18 protein-coding genes are annotated in these 15,628 nt (G+C 68.1%); 13 read left to right on the forward strand and 5 right to left on the reverse strand.

Translation table 11 applies throughout. From position 1 onward, the window contains the following. Nucleotides 1-24 precede the first annotated feature (24 nt). Nucleotides 25-1,485 carry a Trk system potassium transporter TrkA gene (gene trkA, locus QTI05_RS21070; RefSeq protein ID WP_286620712.1) on the forward strand — a complete coding sequence of 487 codons (1,461 nt, stop codon included), beginning with the start codon at nt 25-27 and terminating at the stop codon, nt 1,483-1,485. Between the two features lie 18 nt (nt 1,486-1,503). After that, the gene (locus QTI05_RS21075) at nt 1,504-2,970 is read left to right on the forward strand and encodes a TrkH family potassium uptake protein (protein ID WP_286620714.1); all 1,467 of its coding nucleotides are present in this window, start codon (nt 1,504-1,506) and stop codon (nt 2,968-2,970) included. A gap of 43 nt (nt 2,971-3,013) precedes the next feature. On the opposite strand, the gene QTI05_RS21080 is transcribed toward QTI05_RS21075, so the two are convergent. Then, on the reverse strand, nt 3,014-3,628 hold the full coding sequence (locus QTI05_RS21080; RefSeq protein ID WP_286620716.1) for a hypothetical protein: 615 nt from the start codon (nt 3,626-3,628) through the stop codon (nt 3,014-3,016). A gap of 301 nt (nt 3,629-3,929) precedes the next feature. Further along, nucleotides 3,930-4,184: a hypothetical protein gene (locus QTI05_RS21085; protein ID WP_286544936.1), complete on the reverse strand. Its 255-nt coding sequence runs from the start codon at nt 4,182-4,184 to the stop codon at nt 3,930-3,932. 81 nt (nt 4,185-4,265) lie between these two features. Here QTI05_RS21085 and QTI05_RS21090 point away from each other — a divergent pair, with 81 nt between their 5' ends. After that, nucleotides 4,266-4,445, forward strand: coding sequence for a hypothetical protein (locus tag QTI05_RS21090; RefSeq protein ID WP_286544937.1), 180 nt, complete (start codon nt 4,266-4,268; stop codon nt 4,443-4,445). A 24-nt stretch (nt 4,446-4,469) separates the two neighbouring features. Here the strand turns inward: QTI05_RS21090 and QTI05_RS21095 are convergent, their stop codons facing one another. Continuing rightward, nucleotides 4,470-4,679, reverse strand: coding sequence for a hypothetical protein (locus tag QTI05_RS21095; protein WP_286544939.1), 210 nt, complete (start codon nt 4,677-4,679; stop codon nt 4,470-4,472). 76 nt (nt 4,680-4,755) lie between these two features. Between QTI05_RS21095 and QTI05_RS21100 the strand changes: the two genes are divergently transcribed. After that, on the forward strand, nt 4,756-5,424 hold the full coding sequence (locus tag QTI05_RS21100; RefSeq protein WP_286620718.1) for a nitroreductase: 669 nt from the start codon (nt 4,756-4,758) through the stop codon (nt 5,422-5,424). Between the two features lie 3 nt (nt 5,425-5,427). On the opposite strand, the gene QTI05_RS21105 is transcribed toward QTI05_RS21100, so the two are convergent. Then, entirely contained in the window at nt 5,428-6,228 is an 801-nt protein-coding gene (locus tag QTI05_RS21105) for a crotonase/enoyl-CoA hydratase family protein (protein WP_286620720.1), read from the reverse strand. Between the two features lie 63 nt (nt 6,229-6,291). Here QTI05_RS21105 and QTI05_RS21110 point away from each other — a divergent pair, with 63 nt between their 5' ends. Next, nucleotides 6,292-8,145 (forward strand): PhoX family protein, encoded by a 1,854-nt coding sequence (locus QTI05_RS21110; RefSeq protein WP_286620721.1) that lies wholly within the window; start codon nt 6,292-6,294, stop codon nt 8,143-8,145. Between the two features lie 10 nt (nt 8,146-8,155). Beyond that, nucleotides 8,156-8,545: a DUF488 domain-containing protein gene (locus tag QTI05_RS21115; protein ID WP_286544945.1), complete on the forward strand. Its 390-nt coding sequence runs from the start codon at nt 8,156-8,158 to the stop codon at nt 8,543-8,545. On the opposite strand, the gene QTI05_RS21120 is transcribed toward QTI05_RS21115, so the two are convergent. Continuing rightward, nucleotides 8,546-9,268: a Crp/Fnr family transcriptional regulator gene (locus QTI05_RS21120; RefSeq protein WP_286620723.1), complete on the reverse strand. Its 723-nt coding sequence runs from the start codon at nt 9,266-9,268 to the stop codon at nt 8,546-8,548. Nucleotides 9,269-9,372: 104 nt separating this feature from the next. On the opposite strand from QTI05_RS21120, the gene QTI05_RS21125 reads away from it, so the two are divergent. From QTI05_RS21125 to QTI05_RS21155, 7 genes are all read left to right on the forward strand, one after another. Continuing rightward, nucleotides 9,373-9,963, forward strand: coding sequence for an HD domain-containing protein (locus QTI05_RS21125; protein WP_286620724.1), 591 nt, complete (start codon nt 9,373-9,375; stop codon nt 9,961-9,963). An 18-nt stretch (nt 9,964-9,981) separates the two neighbouring features. Beyond that, nucleotides 9,982-10,749, forward strand: coding sequence for a class II aldolase/adducin family protein (locus QTI05_RS21130; RefSeq protein ID WP_286620726.1), 768 nt, complete (start codon nt 9,982-9,984; stop codon nt 10,747-10,749). A gap of 8 nt (nt 10,750-10,757) precedes the next feature. Next, on the forward strand, nt 10,758-11,576 hold the full coding sequence (locus QTI05_RS21135) for a substrate-binding domain-containing protein (protein ID WP_286620727.1): 819 nt from the start codon (nt 10,758-10,760) through the stop codon (nt 11,574-11,576). 6 nt (nt 11,577-11,582) lie between these two features. After that, the gene (locus QTI05_RS21140) at nt 11,583-12,509 is read left to right on the forward strand and encodes a LysR family transcriptional regulator (RefSeq protein ID WP_286620728.1); all 927 of its coding nucleotides are present in this window, start codon (nt 11,583-11,585) and stop codon (nt 12,507-12,509) included. Between the two features lie 79 nt (nt 12,510-12,588). Continuing rightward, nucleotides 12,589-13,995: an FAD-dependent tricarballylate dehydrogenase TcuA gene (tcuA, locus tag QTI05_RS21145; protein WP_286620730.1), complete on the forward strand. Its 1,407-nt coding sequence runs from the start codon at nt 12,589-12,591 to the stop codon at nt 13,993-13,995. Beyond that, nucleotides 13,982-15,175: a tricarballylate utilization 4Fe-4S protein TcuB gene (tcuB, locus tag QTI05_RS21150; RefSeq protein WP_286620732.1), complete on the forward strand. Its 1,194-nt coding sequence runs from the start codon at nt 13,982-13,984 to the stop codon at nt 15,173-15,175. Before tcuA ends, tcuB begins: the two co-directional genes overlap by 14 nt. Nucleotides 15,176-15,269: 94 nt before the next feature. Beyond that, nucleotides 15,270-15,617 carry a hypothetical protein gene (locus QTI05_RS21155; protein WP_286620734.1) on the forward strand — a complete coding sequence of 116 codons (348 nt, stop codon included), beginning with the start codon at nt 15,270-15,272 and terminating at the stop codon, nt 15,615-15,617. Nucleotides 15,618-15,628 lie beyond the last annotated feature (11 nt).

Consider the following 15,628-nt stretch of genomic DNA (forward strand, 5'->3'; position numbering starts at 1 on the left):
AGACGGCTTGGGGGAGTACATCACGTGAAAATCATCATCCTCGGCGCAGGCCGAATCGGCGAAAGCGTGGCCGGCACGCTGGTGTCGGAGCGAAACGACATCACCGTCATCGACACCGACGCGGCGCGCCTGCGCGAACTCGAGGAACGCATCGAACTGCGCGGCGTGGTGGGCAGCGGCATCGAGCCCGACGTGCTGGCCGAAGCCGGTGCGCGCGATGCCGACATGCTGATCGCCTGCGCTGCACAGGACGAAACCAACCTGGTCTGCTGCAAGGTCGCCCACCAGGTGTTCGGCATTCCGACGCGCATTGCGCGCGTTCGTTCCAATGCATTCAAGGACGACAGCCCGCTCCTCGGCAAGGAAGGCTTTGCCGTCGATCGCGTGATCTGCCCCGAGGAATCGCTGACGCGCTACATCGGCAAGCTGGTCGAGTATCCCGAGGCGCTGCAGGTGCGCGAGTTCGCGAACGGGCTGGCCTGTCTGGTGGCGGTGCGCGCTGTGGCCGGCGCGCCGTTGGTACGCCACAGCATCGCCGAGCTGCGCGAGTGCGTGCCCGATGCCGACATGCGCATCGTCGCAATCTACCGCCGGCTCGAGAACGAGCCCGACCGCTTCATCATGTGCGAAGGCCAGACGCTCATCGAGCCCGGCGACGAGGTGTTCGTGCTGTCGGCGCGTGAGCACCTTCAATCGGTCCTGTCGGCGCTGCACCGCGACGACCATACCGGTCGTCGCGACGTCGAGCGCATCATGATCGCAGGCGGCGGCCGCGTGGGGCTGCGCCTCGCAAGACAACTCATCGAGACCGGCCGCAAATACCAGATCAAGCTGCTGGAGCGCGACCACGCACGTTGCGTGCTGCTCGCCTCCGAGCTGCCAACCGGCGTGCTGGTGCTGCACGGCGACGGCACCGATGAAGACCTGCTGGAAGACGAGGGCATCGAGGACATCGACCTGTTCCTCTCGCTCACCAGCGACGACGAGGACAACATCATGGCCAGCCTGCTGGCCAAGCGCCTGGGAGCGCGGCGCGTGCTGGCGCTGATCAACCGGCGCAGCTATGCAGAGCTGATGCACGGCACGCAGATCGACATTGCGCTGTCGCCCGCGCAGACCATGCTCGGCGAGCTGCTGGCCTATGTGCGGCAGGGTGACGTGCAGGCGGTACACAGCCTGCGACGCGGCGTGGCCGAGGCCCTGGAGATCGTGGCGCGCGGCGACCGCAAGACCTCGCACGTGGTCGGGCGCAAGATCTCGGACATCCAGCTTCCCAAGGGCGCGCAGTTCGGCCTGGTCATGCGCGGGTTGCCGGAGATCGGCGCGGTTCCGGCCGGCGGGGCGCCGCCGACGCCGGCGAAAGTGATCATCGCGCGCGGCGACACCGTGATCGAGAGCAACGACCACGTCGTGATCTTCGTGCCGCGCAAGCGCCAGCTGCGCGAGGTGGAAAAGCTGTTCCGCGTGAGCGCCACCTTCTTCTGACACGACCGGCCTCGTCCCATGAGCGACTTCCTTCCGGTGTTGCGCGTGCTCGGCGCGCTCTTGACCTTCTTCTCGCTCGGCATGTTCGTACCGTGGGTCATTTCGTGGACGCACGCGGACGGCCTGCGCCATGTGTGGGCTGTTTCTTCCGCGATCTCGTTTGTCTGCGGGGCCGCGTTGTGGGGCGGCCTGCGCCGCCACAAGCGCGAGCTGCAACCGCGCCACGGCATCTTCCTGGTGTCGTTCACCTGGGTGCTGCTGCCGCTGTTTGCCACGCTGCCACTGATGTGGGCACTCGACGCGATCGGGCGGCCGATCAACTTCACGCATGCGTACTTCGAAGCGGTCTCGGGCCTCACGACCACGGGCGCGACAGTGCTCGTCAAACTGGACGAGCTGCCGGTGTCGATCAACGTGTGGCGCACCTTTCTGCAATGGCTCGGCGGCATGGGGATCCTGGTGCTGGCGGTGGCCATCCTGCCGCTGCTGGGCGTGGGTGGCAGCCAGCTCTTCAAGGCCGAGGTGGCCGGCCCGATCAAGGACAGCAAGCTCACGCCGCGCGTGAAGGAAACCGCCAAGGGGCTCTGGGGCATTTACGCGACGTTCTCGGCGGTCTGCTTCCTCGCGTACTGGGCCGGTGGCATGACGGCCATCGACGCGGTGATGCACATGTTTGCCACGGTGAGCCTGGGCGGGCTCTCGTCGCACGACGCGAGTTTTGCGCACTTCGCGTCGCCGCTGCTCGAAGGCGTGGCGGTGGTTTTCATGCTCGCAGCCAGCTGCAACTTTGCGCTGTATTTCGTTGCGATGCGAAAGGGTCACTGGCGCGGCTTCTGGCGCGATCCGGAGTTGCGTGCCACGCTGATCGCGCTTGTCGGCGGCGGTCTGCTGGTGGCGCTGGTGCTGTGGGTCAAGGGCGTCTACGGGCCGGTGGATGCGCTGCGCTATGGCGTGTTCCACGCCATCTCGGTCGGCAGTACGACCGGGTTTGCAACCGTCGACTACCTGGCCTGGCCGGTGTTCGCGCCGCTCTTCATGCTATTGCTCTCGAGCGTGGCGACCAGCGCAGGCTCTGCCGGCTGCGGCATCAAGATGGTGCGGGTTCTCATCCTTGTGAAGCAGGCGCGGCGCGAGATGACGCGCCTCGTACATCCGCGCGCGGTTCAACCGGTGACGCTCGGCAATACGGTGGTCGACCACCGCGTGATCTTCTCGGTGCTGGCCTTCATGCTGGTCTACGGCGTGACCACGATCTCGCTGAGCATGCTGTTGGTGCTGACCGACCTCGACCCGGTCACGGCCTTCAGTGCAGTGCTGGCCAGCGTGAACTGCACCGGCCCAGGCCTCGGCACCATCGGTCCGGCCGGCAATTTCGGCGGCCTGACAAACTTCCAGGTGTGGGTCTGCACGTTCGCGATGGTGCTCGGCCGGCTGGAGATGCTGAGCTTCATTGCGTTGCTGACCCCCTCGTTCTGGCGCAAGTGAGCGCGCGCCGAGCGCAGCCGCGAACTGCCTCCCGCTGAGCGACTCAGGCCGCCAGACTATTCGCGCTGCCCGAGCCTTCGTCCAGCGAAACGCGTTCTACCCTGAACAGCCTGCGGCCTTCCCGCGTCATTCTGAGCAGCGACCGGGGGCTGTTCGCGTCGATCGGTGTGCCATGGACGAAGTCGACCCACTCGAGCCAGCCTTGCTCAACGAGCGCATTGCAGACGTCGGGCGACAGCCCGTTGCCGTTTTCCACCGCAAGGAACGCCTGTTTGACAACGGACGGACTCAACGACATGACCTTGCTCCCCGGAGTTGAGGCCGGTGCCCCACCCTGGGCAGCCTGGCTCGAAAGATTGCGGTTGGCTTTCTGCTCTCCGTACGCCGCAACCTGCAGGGCACGGGCCGCAAGGCAAATATGAGCAAGATCGACGCCAGCGCCGGCCAGCATCAACACCCGGCGCTGCAACCCCGTGAACGCACGGCGCGCCAGCAGCAGCGGCTGGCGGGCGGTGCGTCTGCGCGAGACGGACTCGAGCGCAGCGGCGACAGAATCTGCGGTCCGGTCGTTTGCACCAGCCTGGTGACGCACCGACTTGGCCAGCGCCCTGAGTTGCCAGGTGCTCAGACGCGGCAATGGCAACGGATCGTGCATCATGATGTAACCAGCCGGATTACGACCGGAATGGCAACCGCCAGGATGCAGAGCAGCACGTTTCGGCGCCAACCGGCGGCGTTCAGTTCGCGCTGGGTGGCTCGGTAGGATCGAGTGAAAGCCGCCAATTCAGTTGGGTCGGCTTTGTCTTTCCACCATTCGTGGGAGGTCTGGGCTGGGTGTGTCATGTAAGCAATTGTGATTACCAATTGCTTACCTTGCAAGACAATTTTTCACACTTTAGTACTCCTTTGTGGGTAGTACTCAAGTTCGGCCACTGCGCTGGCCGACCGGCTGACACCGGTCAGTTTCGGTGCCGCCTCAGGGTGATGGCGTCCACGGGCAGCCCGGAATCCTCCAGCGATTTCTCGAGCTGGGCCCAGTTGGTTTCGCCCAGACGGTGCGCTTTCACGAAATCGCAGTCGTCGGCGCCGCCGTCGGCCTGGATCTCCCGCGCGAGATCCTGGAAAGCCTTGGCGCTCAGGCCGATCATCTCTGCCCTGACGACGATCGTCCCGCCCGGCGGGAGCTTCCTGATCAGGTCGTCAAGGGATTTCATGCGGTGAACGCTATCACGAACCGGGGACGCCTTCGATGCGAAGCCGGCCACTCGCCCTCAAAAGTAAGTACATTTAGCTACATGGATACAAAACCTGACATGTGGCGCGACCGGCCCGAGCGCGAAGACCGAACGACTTCGTTTCAGACCCTGGACGCGGTGCGCCCGGCAACGGGCATCCCGATGTGGGTCAAGGCGGCCGTCGTCGTGGTGCTGATGTTCGGCTTCCTGCTGGCGCTCAAATCGATCCTCGGCTGGTAGGCCGGGCGCCGTCCCGGCGCGCCGTCAGCGGCTGCGCTGCTCCACCGGAAACCGGTTGGCCATCATGCGGCCCATCTGCGTGATCTCGGTGACGGCGGCGGGCGGTTGCACATGCCCGGACAGGGTGCGAACCGGCGGCGCGATCTCGCCCTTGGCGAGTCCGGCCAGCATGAGCACGCGCAGCATGTCGATGTCCGCCCCCGCGGTCAGGTGAACCGGAAGCTTCTCTTGCATGAGGCGATGGAGCAGTTTGAACGACATGGCCTGAGTCTGCCAGATTCGTCTCTCATCTCGGCCAGAATGACGCGCCATGCACGTCCACGAAGCCGTCACCTCCCGCCGCTCGACCCGGGCGTTTCTTCCCAATCCCGTGCCGGCCGAGACCATCCGCCGGGTGCTGTCGCTCGCAGCACGCGCACCTTCGGGCGGCAACCTGCAGCCCTGGCACATCGACGTACTGGCCGGCGAGCCGCTCGATGCGCTCAAGGCGCTGATGCAACAACGGCTGGAGGCCGGCGTGCAGGAAACGCCCGCCTACGACATTTATCCGCCCGCCCTGCCCTCGCCATGGCGCGACCGGCGCTTTCAGGTGGCGGAAGCCATGTACGCGAGGCTTGGCATTCCGCGCGACGACAAGGCCGCCCGGCGCCGCTGGCTCGCCAACAACTACGCCTTTTTCGGCGCGCCGATGGCGCTGTTCTGCTCGGTGGATCGGCGCATGGGGCCGCCGCAATGGTCCGACTGCGGCATGTACCTGCAGACCGTGATGCTGCTGCTGCGCGAGGAAGGGCTCGACAGTTGCCCGCAGGAATGCTGGGCGCGCTACCCCGAGACCATCGGCCGCACGCTGCAGTTGCCGCCTGAGCGGATCCTGTTCACCGGCATGTCGATCGGCTGGGCCGATCCGGCGCATCCGGTCAATGCGCTGGAAACGGATCGCGCACCGCTCGAAGAAACGGTGTGCTTCAGGGGCGTCTGAGCCTCAGGCGACCGGATCGGCGAAACTTGGCGCGCGCCGCGCCATGTTGGCGTTGACCGCCTCGGCCTGGTTCGCGCTGCCGATCAGCGCCTGCTGCTCGATCGACTCGGCCATCAGCAGTTCGGCCGCGCCGAGGCTCATCGCGGCATTCAGCAAACGCTTGCCGGCGCGGATGGCATCCGGGCTCTTGCCCGCGATCTCGTGTGCCATCTGCAGCGCTTCGGCCAGCGGGTCGGCCGCGAGCCGCGTCGCAAAGCCGATGCGCAGCGCCTCTTCGCCCGAGAAGATGCGGCCTGTGAAGGTGAGCTCGCGCACCACGTCGGTTCGCGCCAGTTCGCGCATCAGCACCATGCCGGCCATGTCGGGCACCAGGCCCCACTTGATCTCCATGACCGACATCCTGGTGTCGGGCGCGACGATGCGAACGTCGGCCCCCAGCGCCACCTGAAGCCCGCCACCGAACGCAACGCCGTGCACCGCCGCGATCACGGGCACCGGCACCTGGCGCCACACCATGGCGACCTGCTGCGGGGCGTTGGCCAGCCCGTGCGAGCGCGCCAGCAGGTCGGCACCGATGCCCTCCCCCATGCCCTGGAAGGACTGCATGTCGAGCCCGGCACAAAAGGCGTCGCCGCGGCCCGCGATCACCACGGCGCGCACGGTGGTGTCGTGCTGGAGCTTCTCGCCGACCTCGATCAACGCGGCAAACATCGCGGGGTCGAGCGCGTTCATCTTGTCGGCGCGGTCCAACTGCAGTTCGACCACGCCGTCGGCGTGGCGGATCGATTCGATTCGGTGGGTCATGGGAGGTCTCCTTGCTCCTTGCGAGTATGGCGCGGCTCCACGGGTCGGCGATGATGCCGCTTCATGACCCTCGATCGACGCCATCTCTTCAAGACCAGCGCTGCCGCCGCGGTCGTCGCCCTGCTTGGCGAGGGCTGCACCAGCCTGGCTGCGACGCCCGGCCGTGTGCTCGGCTTCACGGGCGTGCCCGCCACGCTGGCCGATGGCATCACGGTGCCGCCCGAATACCGCTACGAGTTGCTGTACCCGTGGGGCGCACCGACCGGCGTCGCGGCATCGATGCCGGCCTTTGCGCCCGACGGTTCCAACAGCGCGGCAGACCAGGCCGTGCAGGCCGGCATGCACCACGACGGCATGCACTTCTTCGCGCTCGGCGCCGACCGCGGCCTGCTGGTGATGAACCACGAGTACACCGACGAGCAGTTGCTCAACCCCGCGGGCGCCACGCAATGGACGGCCGAGCGGGTGCGCAAGTCGCTGCATGCCATGGGCGTCTCGGTGATCGAGGTCGAACGCAAGCCGCAAGGCTGGCGCCAGGTGCTGCCATCGCGCTACGCGCGCCGCGTGCACGGCTACACGCCGATGCGCATCACCGGCCCGGCGGCCGGCTCGCCGCGCATGCGTACCGCCGCCAACCCGGCGGGCGATCAGGTGTTCGGCACCTTCGCCAACTGCGCGATGGGCGTCACGCCCTGGGGCACCTACCTCACCTGCGAAGAAAACTTCCATGGCTATTTCGGCGGGCCGAAAGAGGCGGCCGCGCAGTTGACCGAAGCGCAGCGACGCTACGGCGCCATTCCCGGCGGGCAATGGGTCGACTACTGGCGCTTCGACGAGCGCTTCGATGTCAGCAAGCACCCGAACGAGCCGAACCGCTTCGGCTGGGTGGTCGAAATCGACCCGTTCGACCCTGATTCGGTGCCGCTCAAGCGCACTGCGCTGGGCCGCAAGCGCCAGGAAAGCGCCACCTGCACGCTCACCAAAGACGGCCGCGTCGCCATTTACATGGGCGACGACGCGCGCTTCGAATACATCTTCAAGTTCGTGAGCCGCGACAAGGTGGTGCCGGGCCAGGACGCAGCCGCCCGCCGCGCCAACCGCAGCGTGCTCGACCACGGCACGCTCTACGCGGCGCGCTACGACGCCGGCGGCCGGGGCCAATGGCTCGAACTGCGGCATGGCCAGGGCGGCATCGACGCTGCCGGCGGCTTCGCCGACCCGGCCGACGTGCTGATTCACGCGCGGCTGGCCGGTGACATCGTCGGCGCCACCCGGATGGATCGCCCCGAGTGGATTGCCGTGCATCCGCAAACCGGCGAGGTGTACGCCACCCTCACCGGCAACGACCAGCGTGGCGCGCCCGGCAGGCCCGCGGCCGACGCGGCCAACCCGCGCGCCGGCAACATCTACGGCGGCATCCTGCGCTGGCGCGAAGACGACGCGGATGCGGCCAGCACGGGCTTTGCCTGGGATCACTTCGTAGTGGCCGGCGATCCGAAGCGCCCGGATGCCAGCGCGCGCTACCCGAGTGCCGACGCCGATGCCTTCGGCAACCCGGACGGCCTGGTTTTCGACAGCGGCGGCCTGCTCTGGATCCAGACCGACATGGGCGGCCCGGGCATCGGCAAGGGCCCGATGGCCGCGCTCGGCAACAACGCGATGCTGTGCGCCGACCCGGCGACGGGGCGCATCAAGCGCTTCCTGGTGGGGCCGAACGGCTGCGAGGTCACCGGTTGCGTGGTGACGCCGGATCGCCGCACCCTGTTCGTCAACATCCAGCATCCGGGCGAGACGCGCGAGGATGGCAGCGCCGCGCCGAACAGCGCCTGGCCCGATGGCAAACTGCCGGGCAGCGCCCGCCCGCGCTCGGCCACGCTGGCGGTGCAGCGACGCGACGGCGGTATCGTCGGCACCTGAGGAGACAGGCATGAGCATCCGCATCGTCCGCCTCGGCAGCGAACGCGCCGCCGGCGAAGGCCTTCGCATCGGCACGGTGCGGCGCCCGCCGCGCGGCGTGCCCAAAGCCGAGTTCGCCAGCCAGAACTGGTACGACGTCTGGTATCCGAATCTCGCGCCTTCGGCCGAGACCATGAAGCTCGGGCAGGACGCAGAAACACCCGCGCAGTGGAATGCTTTCACGCGCGCCTACAAGCGCGAGATGGCCGAGCCCGACGCAAGCCGCAGCCTCGACCTGCTGGCGGCGCTGTCGCACCAGAGTGCGTTGGCGGTCGGCTGCTACTGCGAGCACGAGGCACGCTGCCATCGCTCGCTGCTGCGCGGCCTGCTGGCCGAACGCGGCGCCGCCATCGAAGGCTGATCAGCCGCCCGTGCCGCAGCGCTCCAGCGCCTCGAACGCGACGATCTCGATCTGGCCGTAGCCCAGGGAAATCATGCCTTCCTGCGCCAGCGCGTTGAGCTCGCGCGACAAGGTCTGGCGCGTCACGCCCAGCATCATGGCCAGTGCCTCCTGCGACAAAAACACGCGGCGGCGCGGTTCGGACGACTGCGTCGCGTCGCCGCGAGAGAGGGTGATGAGGCGCCGCGCGACGCGGGCACGCAGGCCCCGCAGCGTGGCGTCTTCCATCAGCGCATAGAGGCCGCGCACGCGCGCTGCCAGCAGCGCGGCCATCGCGTTGGCGAACACCACGTCGCGCATCAGTTGCGCAAAGGCCTCGGGCGGCACCACCAGCAGGTCGAGCGCGCCCAGCGCAGTGGCATCGTGGGTGCGCGGCGAGCCGTCGATCAGCGAGATCTCGCCGAACCAGTTGCCGGGCTCGAGCACCGCGAGGATCGCTTCGCGCCCGTCCTGCCGCAGGGTGGAGATCTTGATCATGCCGGCCGCCAGCCCATACAGGCCGCTGCCCGCCGCATGCACCGGGTCGCCCTGGCGGAACACCATCGCGCCGCGGCGCCAGTGCGTGAGCTCCGCGGCACCGAGCAGCGCCTCGCGCTGGGGGCGCGGCAGGCTGGCGAACCACGGGTTGGCACCCATCGCGTCACGCAATGCGGCCGGCAACTGGGGCTTGGGTGGCGTTGGCATTCGATTCGTAACCGGGGGTTTACGCGGGCACTCAACTGTCATTTTTCGGACAGTTTGGCAACGAGCCGGAGTCTACAGTGGGCCACCCCACAGGAGATATCCCGATGAACGCAAGAGCGACCTTCGTGCGCATGCAGGACAGCACGCGTGAAGACTGGCAAACGATCGGCGGCGAGTTCATGCAGTTCGCAGGCGGCCTGCCGCAGCGCGTGGTGAAGCACCTGCAGCTGCTCGAAGGCGACTACGGCGGCTTTCCGATCGACCGCTACACCCACTCGCTGCAGACCGCCACGCGCGCCTGGCGCGACGGCCGCGACGAGGAGTACGTGGTGTGCGCGCTGCTGCACGACATCGGCGACACGCTCGGCAGCTTCAACCATCCCGACATCGCCGCCGCGATCCTCAAGCCCTTCGTGAGCGAGGCCAACCACTGGATGGTGCAGAACCACGGCATCTTCCAGGGCCACTACTTCTTTCACCACATCGGGCTGGACCGCAACCTGCGCGACAACTTCAAGGCGCATCCGGGCTACGAGCCCACCGCCGAGTTCTGCGAGCTCTACGACAACCCGGCGTTCGATGCGAAAGCCGAAACCCTCCCGATCGAAGAATTCATGCCGATGCTGCAGCGCGTGATGGCGCAGCCCAAGCAGAGCATCTACAAGGCGGCGCTGCAACAGCCCGCCACCGCCTGACACCCCAAGGAGCAACCCATGAACGCCACCACCCAGTCCGAAGTCCAGCAACTCGTCTCCGCCGAAGAATGGCAACTGCGCGTCGACCTCGCCGCCTGCTACCGCCTCGTTGCGCTGTACGGGTGGAGCGACCTGGTCTTCACGCACATCAGCGCGCGCGTGCCCGGCCCGGAACACCACTTCCTGATCAACCCCTATGGCCTGATGTTCGACGAGATCACGGCATCGAGCCTGGTCAAGGTCGACCAGCAGTGCAACAAGGTGATCGACTCGCCCTACCCCGTCAACCCGGCCGGCTTCGTGATCCACAGCGCGGTGCATGCCGTGCGCGAAGACATCCAGTGCGTGCTGCACACCCACACCAAGGCCGGCATCGCCGTGAGCGCGCAGAAAAACGGCGTGCTGCCGATCAGCCAGCAATCGACCTTCGTGCTGGCCTCGCTGGCCTACCACGGCTATGAAGGCGTGGCGATCCGCGACGACGAGAAGGTGCGGCTGCAGGCCGACCTGGGCGAGGCCAACTTCCTCATGCTGCGCAACCATGGCCTGCTGACCTGCGGCAAGACCATCGCGGATGCTTTCCTCTCGATGTACACCTTCGAGAACACCTGCCAGATCCAGATCGCCGCGCAGTCGGGCGGCGGCGAACTCACGCAGGTGGATCCGCGCATCGTCGAAGGCGTCGGCCATGCGATGAAGGTGCAGACCGGCGGGCTCGGCGGCAGCTTCGTCTGGCCGTCGCTGATCCGCAAGCTCGACCGGATCGACCCGGGCTACAAGGACTGATGCGCAGCATGCAACACCCTCTCTCCACCACCGCTTTCGCCCTTACCCGTCGCGCCGCGCTGCTGGCCGCGGCGCTCGCCCTGGCCGGCTGTGCCGGCATGGGCGCGAAGCCGGCGCCGAAGGAGATCAACGTCATGACCTCGGGCGGCTTTGCCGCCGCCTATGACGAGCTCCGCCCTGCCTACGAACGCCTGAGCGGCGACACCGTCAAGACCGCCTACGGCTCCTCGATGGGCGGTGCCGCCGACTCCATTCCGAGCCGCATGGCCCGAGGTGAACCGGTCGACGTGGTGATCCTCGCGCGCCCGGCGCTCGACGCGCTGGTGGCGCAGGGCAAGGTGGTGGCGGGCAGCCAGGTCGACCTGGTTCATTCGTTGATCGGTTTCTCGGTGAAGAAGGGCGCGCCCAAGCCCGACATCAGCACCGTCGAGGCCCTCAAGCGCACCTTGCTGGCAGCGCCGTCGATCGCGTATTCGGCCAGCGCCAGCGGCACCTACTACGAGACCGAGATGCTCAAAAACCTGGGCATCGAGGCCGAGGTCAAGCCCAAGAGCAAGCGCATCCTGAGCGAGCGGGTCGGCACCATCGTGGCGCGCGGCGAGGCCGCACTCGGCATGCAGCAGGTGAGCGAGCTGCTGCCCATCCCCGGTACCGATTTCGTCGGCGTGCTGCCGCCCGAGGTGCAGCGCATGACGGTGTTCTCGGCCGGCATCGCGACCACCTCGAAGGAGCCCGAAGCGGCGAAGAAGATGATCGCCTACTTCATCTCGCCGGCCGCCGAGCCGGTGATCAAGAAGAGCGGGCTGGAGCCGGCCCGCGCTCGCTGAAGCGGCATGGAGCTGCGCCAGCTGCGCTACTTCGTCAAGGTGTGCGAGTTGCGCAGCATGGGGCGCGCTGCGGTTGAGCTGGGCGTCGTCACTTCGGCGCTGAGCCAGCAGATCAGCCGGCTCGAAAGCGAGCTGTCCACGCGCCTGCTGCAGCGCGCGTCGACCGGCGTCACGCCCACCGATGCCGGCATGGCCTTCCTGCACCAGGCCCAGCTGACGCTGCGCCATGCCGAAGGCGCGGTGCACGCCGCGCAGCAGGCGCGGCTGTCGGGCCACGTGAGCGTCGGGCTGGCACCGACCACGGCCTCGGTGCTCGGCGTGCCGCTGATGCAGGCCATGCGCGAGCGCTACCCCGACGTGCGGCTGCACATGGTGGAGGCGCTGTCGGGCCATCTGTCGACCATGCTGCAGGCGCGCCAGCTCGACCTGGCCGTGCTGTTCCAGACCCCCACGCCGCGGCGCTGGAGCGTCGCGCCCCTGCTCGACGAGAAGCTGTTCGTGATCTCCGCGCCGACGCTGGCGCAGCGCCCCCTTGGCGCGAAGGTGCGGCTGTCGCAGCTCGCGGACGTGCCGCTCATCATGCCGAGCGCGAGCCACGGATTGCGCGCGGCGCTGACGGCCGCGTTCGCACGCGTGCGCGTCGCGCCGAACGTGGTAGCCGAAGTTGACGGCCTCGCGCTGCTGATGGACGCGGTGCGGGCCGGCCAGGGCGCCACCATCCAGCCGGGTGCAGCCACCGCCCGGCATTCGGCCGAGGACGTGGTGCGCTGCCAGATCACCGACGCGCACGTCGGGCGCCGCAACCTGCTCGTCAGCCTGTCGGACGACGAACTCTCGCCGGCGGCGCTCGCCGCGCGCGTGGTGATGGCCGACACCGCTCGCCGGCTGGTGCGCGACGGGCTCTGGATCGGCGCGCGTCTTCTCGAAAACTGAACACCCGTTGCCTCAACCGGCCTTTCGGCCGGCGCAGGACGTGCCTACAGTCTCCTGGAATCCCACGGAGACAAGAAGATTGACCGATGTACTGGTGGTCGGCGGCGGCAACGCTGCACTGTGCGCGGCGCTGATGGCGCGCGAGGCCGGCGCGAGCGTGCTGCTGCTCGAATCCTCGCCCCGCGCCTGGCGCGGCGGCAACTCGCAGCACACCCGCAACCTGCGCTGCATGCACGACGCGCCGCAGGACGTGCTGATCGACGCCTACCCCGAAGAAGAGTATTGGCAGGACTTGCTCAAGGTGACGGGCGGTCTCACCGACGAGCACCTGGCCCGGCTCGCGATCCGCGCCTCGTCGGGCTGCCGCGACTGGATGCGCAGCCACGGCGTGCACTTCCAGCCGCCGCTGTCCGGCGCGCTGCATGTGGCACGCACCAACGCTTTCTTCATGGGCGGCGGCAAGGCACTGGTCAATGCCTACTTTCGCAGCGCGGAGCGGCTCGGCGTGCAGATCCGCTACGACACACCGGTCGCGTCGATCGAACGCGACGGCGACCGCTTCGTGGCCGTGCGCACGGCCAGTGGTGAACGCATCACGGCAAGGAGCTGCGTGCTGGCGGCAGGCGGCTTCGAGTCGAACCGCGCATGGCTGCGCGAAGCCTGGGGCCAGAACGAGCGCGGCGAATGGCCGGCCGACAACTTCCTGATCCGCGGCACGCGCTTCAACGAAGGCGTGCTGCTCAAGCACATGATCGAGACCGGCGCCGATGCCATCGGCGATCCGACGCAGGCGCACATGGTGGCGATCGATGCGCGCGCACCGCTGTACGACGGCGGCATCTGCACCCGCATCGACTGCGTCTCGCTCGGCGTCGTGGTGAACCGCGAAGGTGTTCGCTTCTACGACGAGGGCGAGGACTTTTGGCCCAAGCGCTACGCCATCTGGGGCCGGCTGGTGGCGCAGCAGCCGGGCCAGGTCGGCTATTCGATCATCGACCAGAAGGCGATCGGCCGCTTCATGCCGCCGGTGTTTCCCGGCACTATGGCCCACACCCTCGCCGAACTCGCCGGCAAGCTCGGCCTGCCCGAACAGGCGTTCGTACAGACGGTGGAGGCCTACAACACCGCCTGCCGTCCCGGCCACTTCGACCACACCGCACTCGACGACTGCCGCACCGAGGGCCTCGCCCCCGCCAAGACGCACTGGGCGCGCCCGCTCGACACACCGCCCTACTACGGCTACGCGCTGAAGCCCGGCATCACCTTCACCTACCTCGGGCTCAAGGTGAACGACGAGGCCGCCGTGCATTTCGGCGGCCGGCCCAGCCCCAACCTCTTCGTGGCTGGCGAGATGATGGCTGGCAACGTGCTCGGCAAGGGCTACACCGCCGGCGTCGGCATGGCGATCGGCACGGCCTTCGGCCGCATCGCCGGCACGCAGGCGGCACTGGCAGCAAAGACCGAGGCCGCACATGCGAGCGCTTGAAGCCCTGACGCGCGAAGCCAGCGCACTGGCCAACGGCACGCGCACTGGCGGCGCGGTGATCCCGATCCTGAGCGCACGAGAGGCCGAGGTCGGCCGCCAGATGCAGATCTGCAACGCCTGCCGCTACTGCGAGGGCTTCTGCGCGGTGTTCCCGGCCATGACGCGCCGGCTCGAGTTCGGCAAGGCCGACATCCACTTCCTGGCCAATCTGTGCCACAACTGCGGCGCCTGCCTGCACGCATGCCAGTACGCGCCGCCGCACGAGTTCGCCGTCAATGTGCCGAAGGCGATGGCCGAGGTGCGCGGCCAGACCTACGCCGACTACGCGTGGCCGCCAGCGCTCGGAAAGCTCTACCAGCGCAACGGCCTCACGTTGTCGCTCGCGCTGGCCGCGGGGCTGGCGCTGTTCCTGATCCTGGGCGTGGCCGCCAACGGCTCGCTGTGGGGCAACGCGTTGCAGGGCAACTTCTACCGGCTGTTTCCGCACAACCTGCTGGTCGGCCTGTTCGCGCCGGTGTTCCTGTTCTCCGCGCTCGCGCTGGCCATGGGCGTGCGCCGCTTCTGGCGCGACGTGACGCCCGCCACCGGCGGAGCCGCGCTCAGCCCGCCCGCCGCGGCCGAGGCCGCCGATGCAGTGCTGCGCCTGAAGTACCTCGGCGGCGGCCACGGCGAGGGCTGCAACGAGGCGGACGACGCCTTCACGCTGGCGCGCCGGCGTTTCCACCACCTCACGTTCTACGGCTTCCTACTGTGCTTTGCGGCCACCAGCGTGGCCACGCTCTACCACTATGTGTTCGGCTGGGTCGCACCCTACGAGTTGCCGAGCCTGCCCAAGCTGCTAGGCGTGGCCGGTGGCGTGAGCCTGATGGCCGGCACGGCCGGCCTGTGGTGGCTGAACCGCCGGCGCGATCCGCTGCACGGCGACGCCGCGCAGAAGCCGATGGATATGGGCTTCATCGCGCTGCTGTTCCTGACCAGCGCGAGCGGCCTCGCGCTCTGGCTGGGCCGCGGCACGCCGGCGCTGGCTTTGCTGCTGTGCCTGCACCTGGGCGCGGTGATGGCGCTGTTCGCCACCCTGCCCTACGGCAAGTTCGCGCACGGCATCTTCCGCACCGCGTCGCTGCTGCGCCACGCCATCGAAAAACGCCGGCCCAGCCCGATCGGCCTGGGCGCCGAATGAATGACAACCGGGTCGCGGGACGCGGGCCGTGGTGGTGCACAGCAGGCGCGCAGCGGCATACACTGGCCGCTCCCCGACCCCACCTGGAGCCTGCATGAAGCGACTCGCTGCCACCCTCGCCCTGTTTGCGGCTTGCGCCACAACGCCGCTGCATGCGGCCACGCTCGAGACGCGCAGCTACACCGTCGAGATCACGCCGCTGTGCGGCGAGCGCGTGACCGACTGCGAGCAGTTCGCGTACGCCGGCACGCACAACCGCAACGGCAGCCGCATCAACCTGACCGGCAAGCCCGGCATGCGCGCCTGCCCGCCAGGCTGCGACCCAACCGGCTACCAGTTCTACAAAGGCAACGTGAGCTACTTCGTCGGCAGCGACGGCTGGCTGATCGTGCACGACGGCCGCAAGACCGTGCTGCGCGAACGCGGCACCTGGCGCAACTGAGCGGCGCAAGC

It is taken from the genome of Variovorax fucosicus (genome assembly GCF_030316825.1).
GTDB classification, from domain to species: Bacteria; Pseudomonadota; Gammaproteobacteria; order Burkholderiales; family Burkholderiaceae_C; genus Variovorax; species Variovorax fucosicus.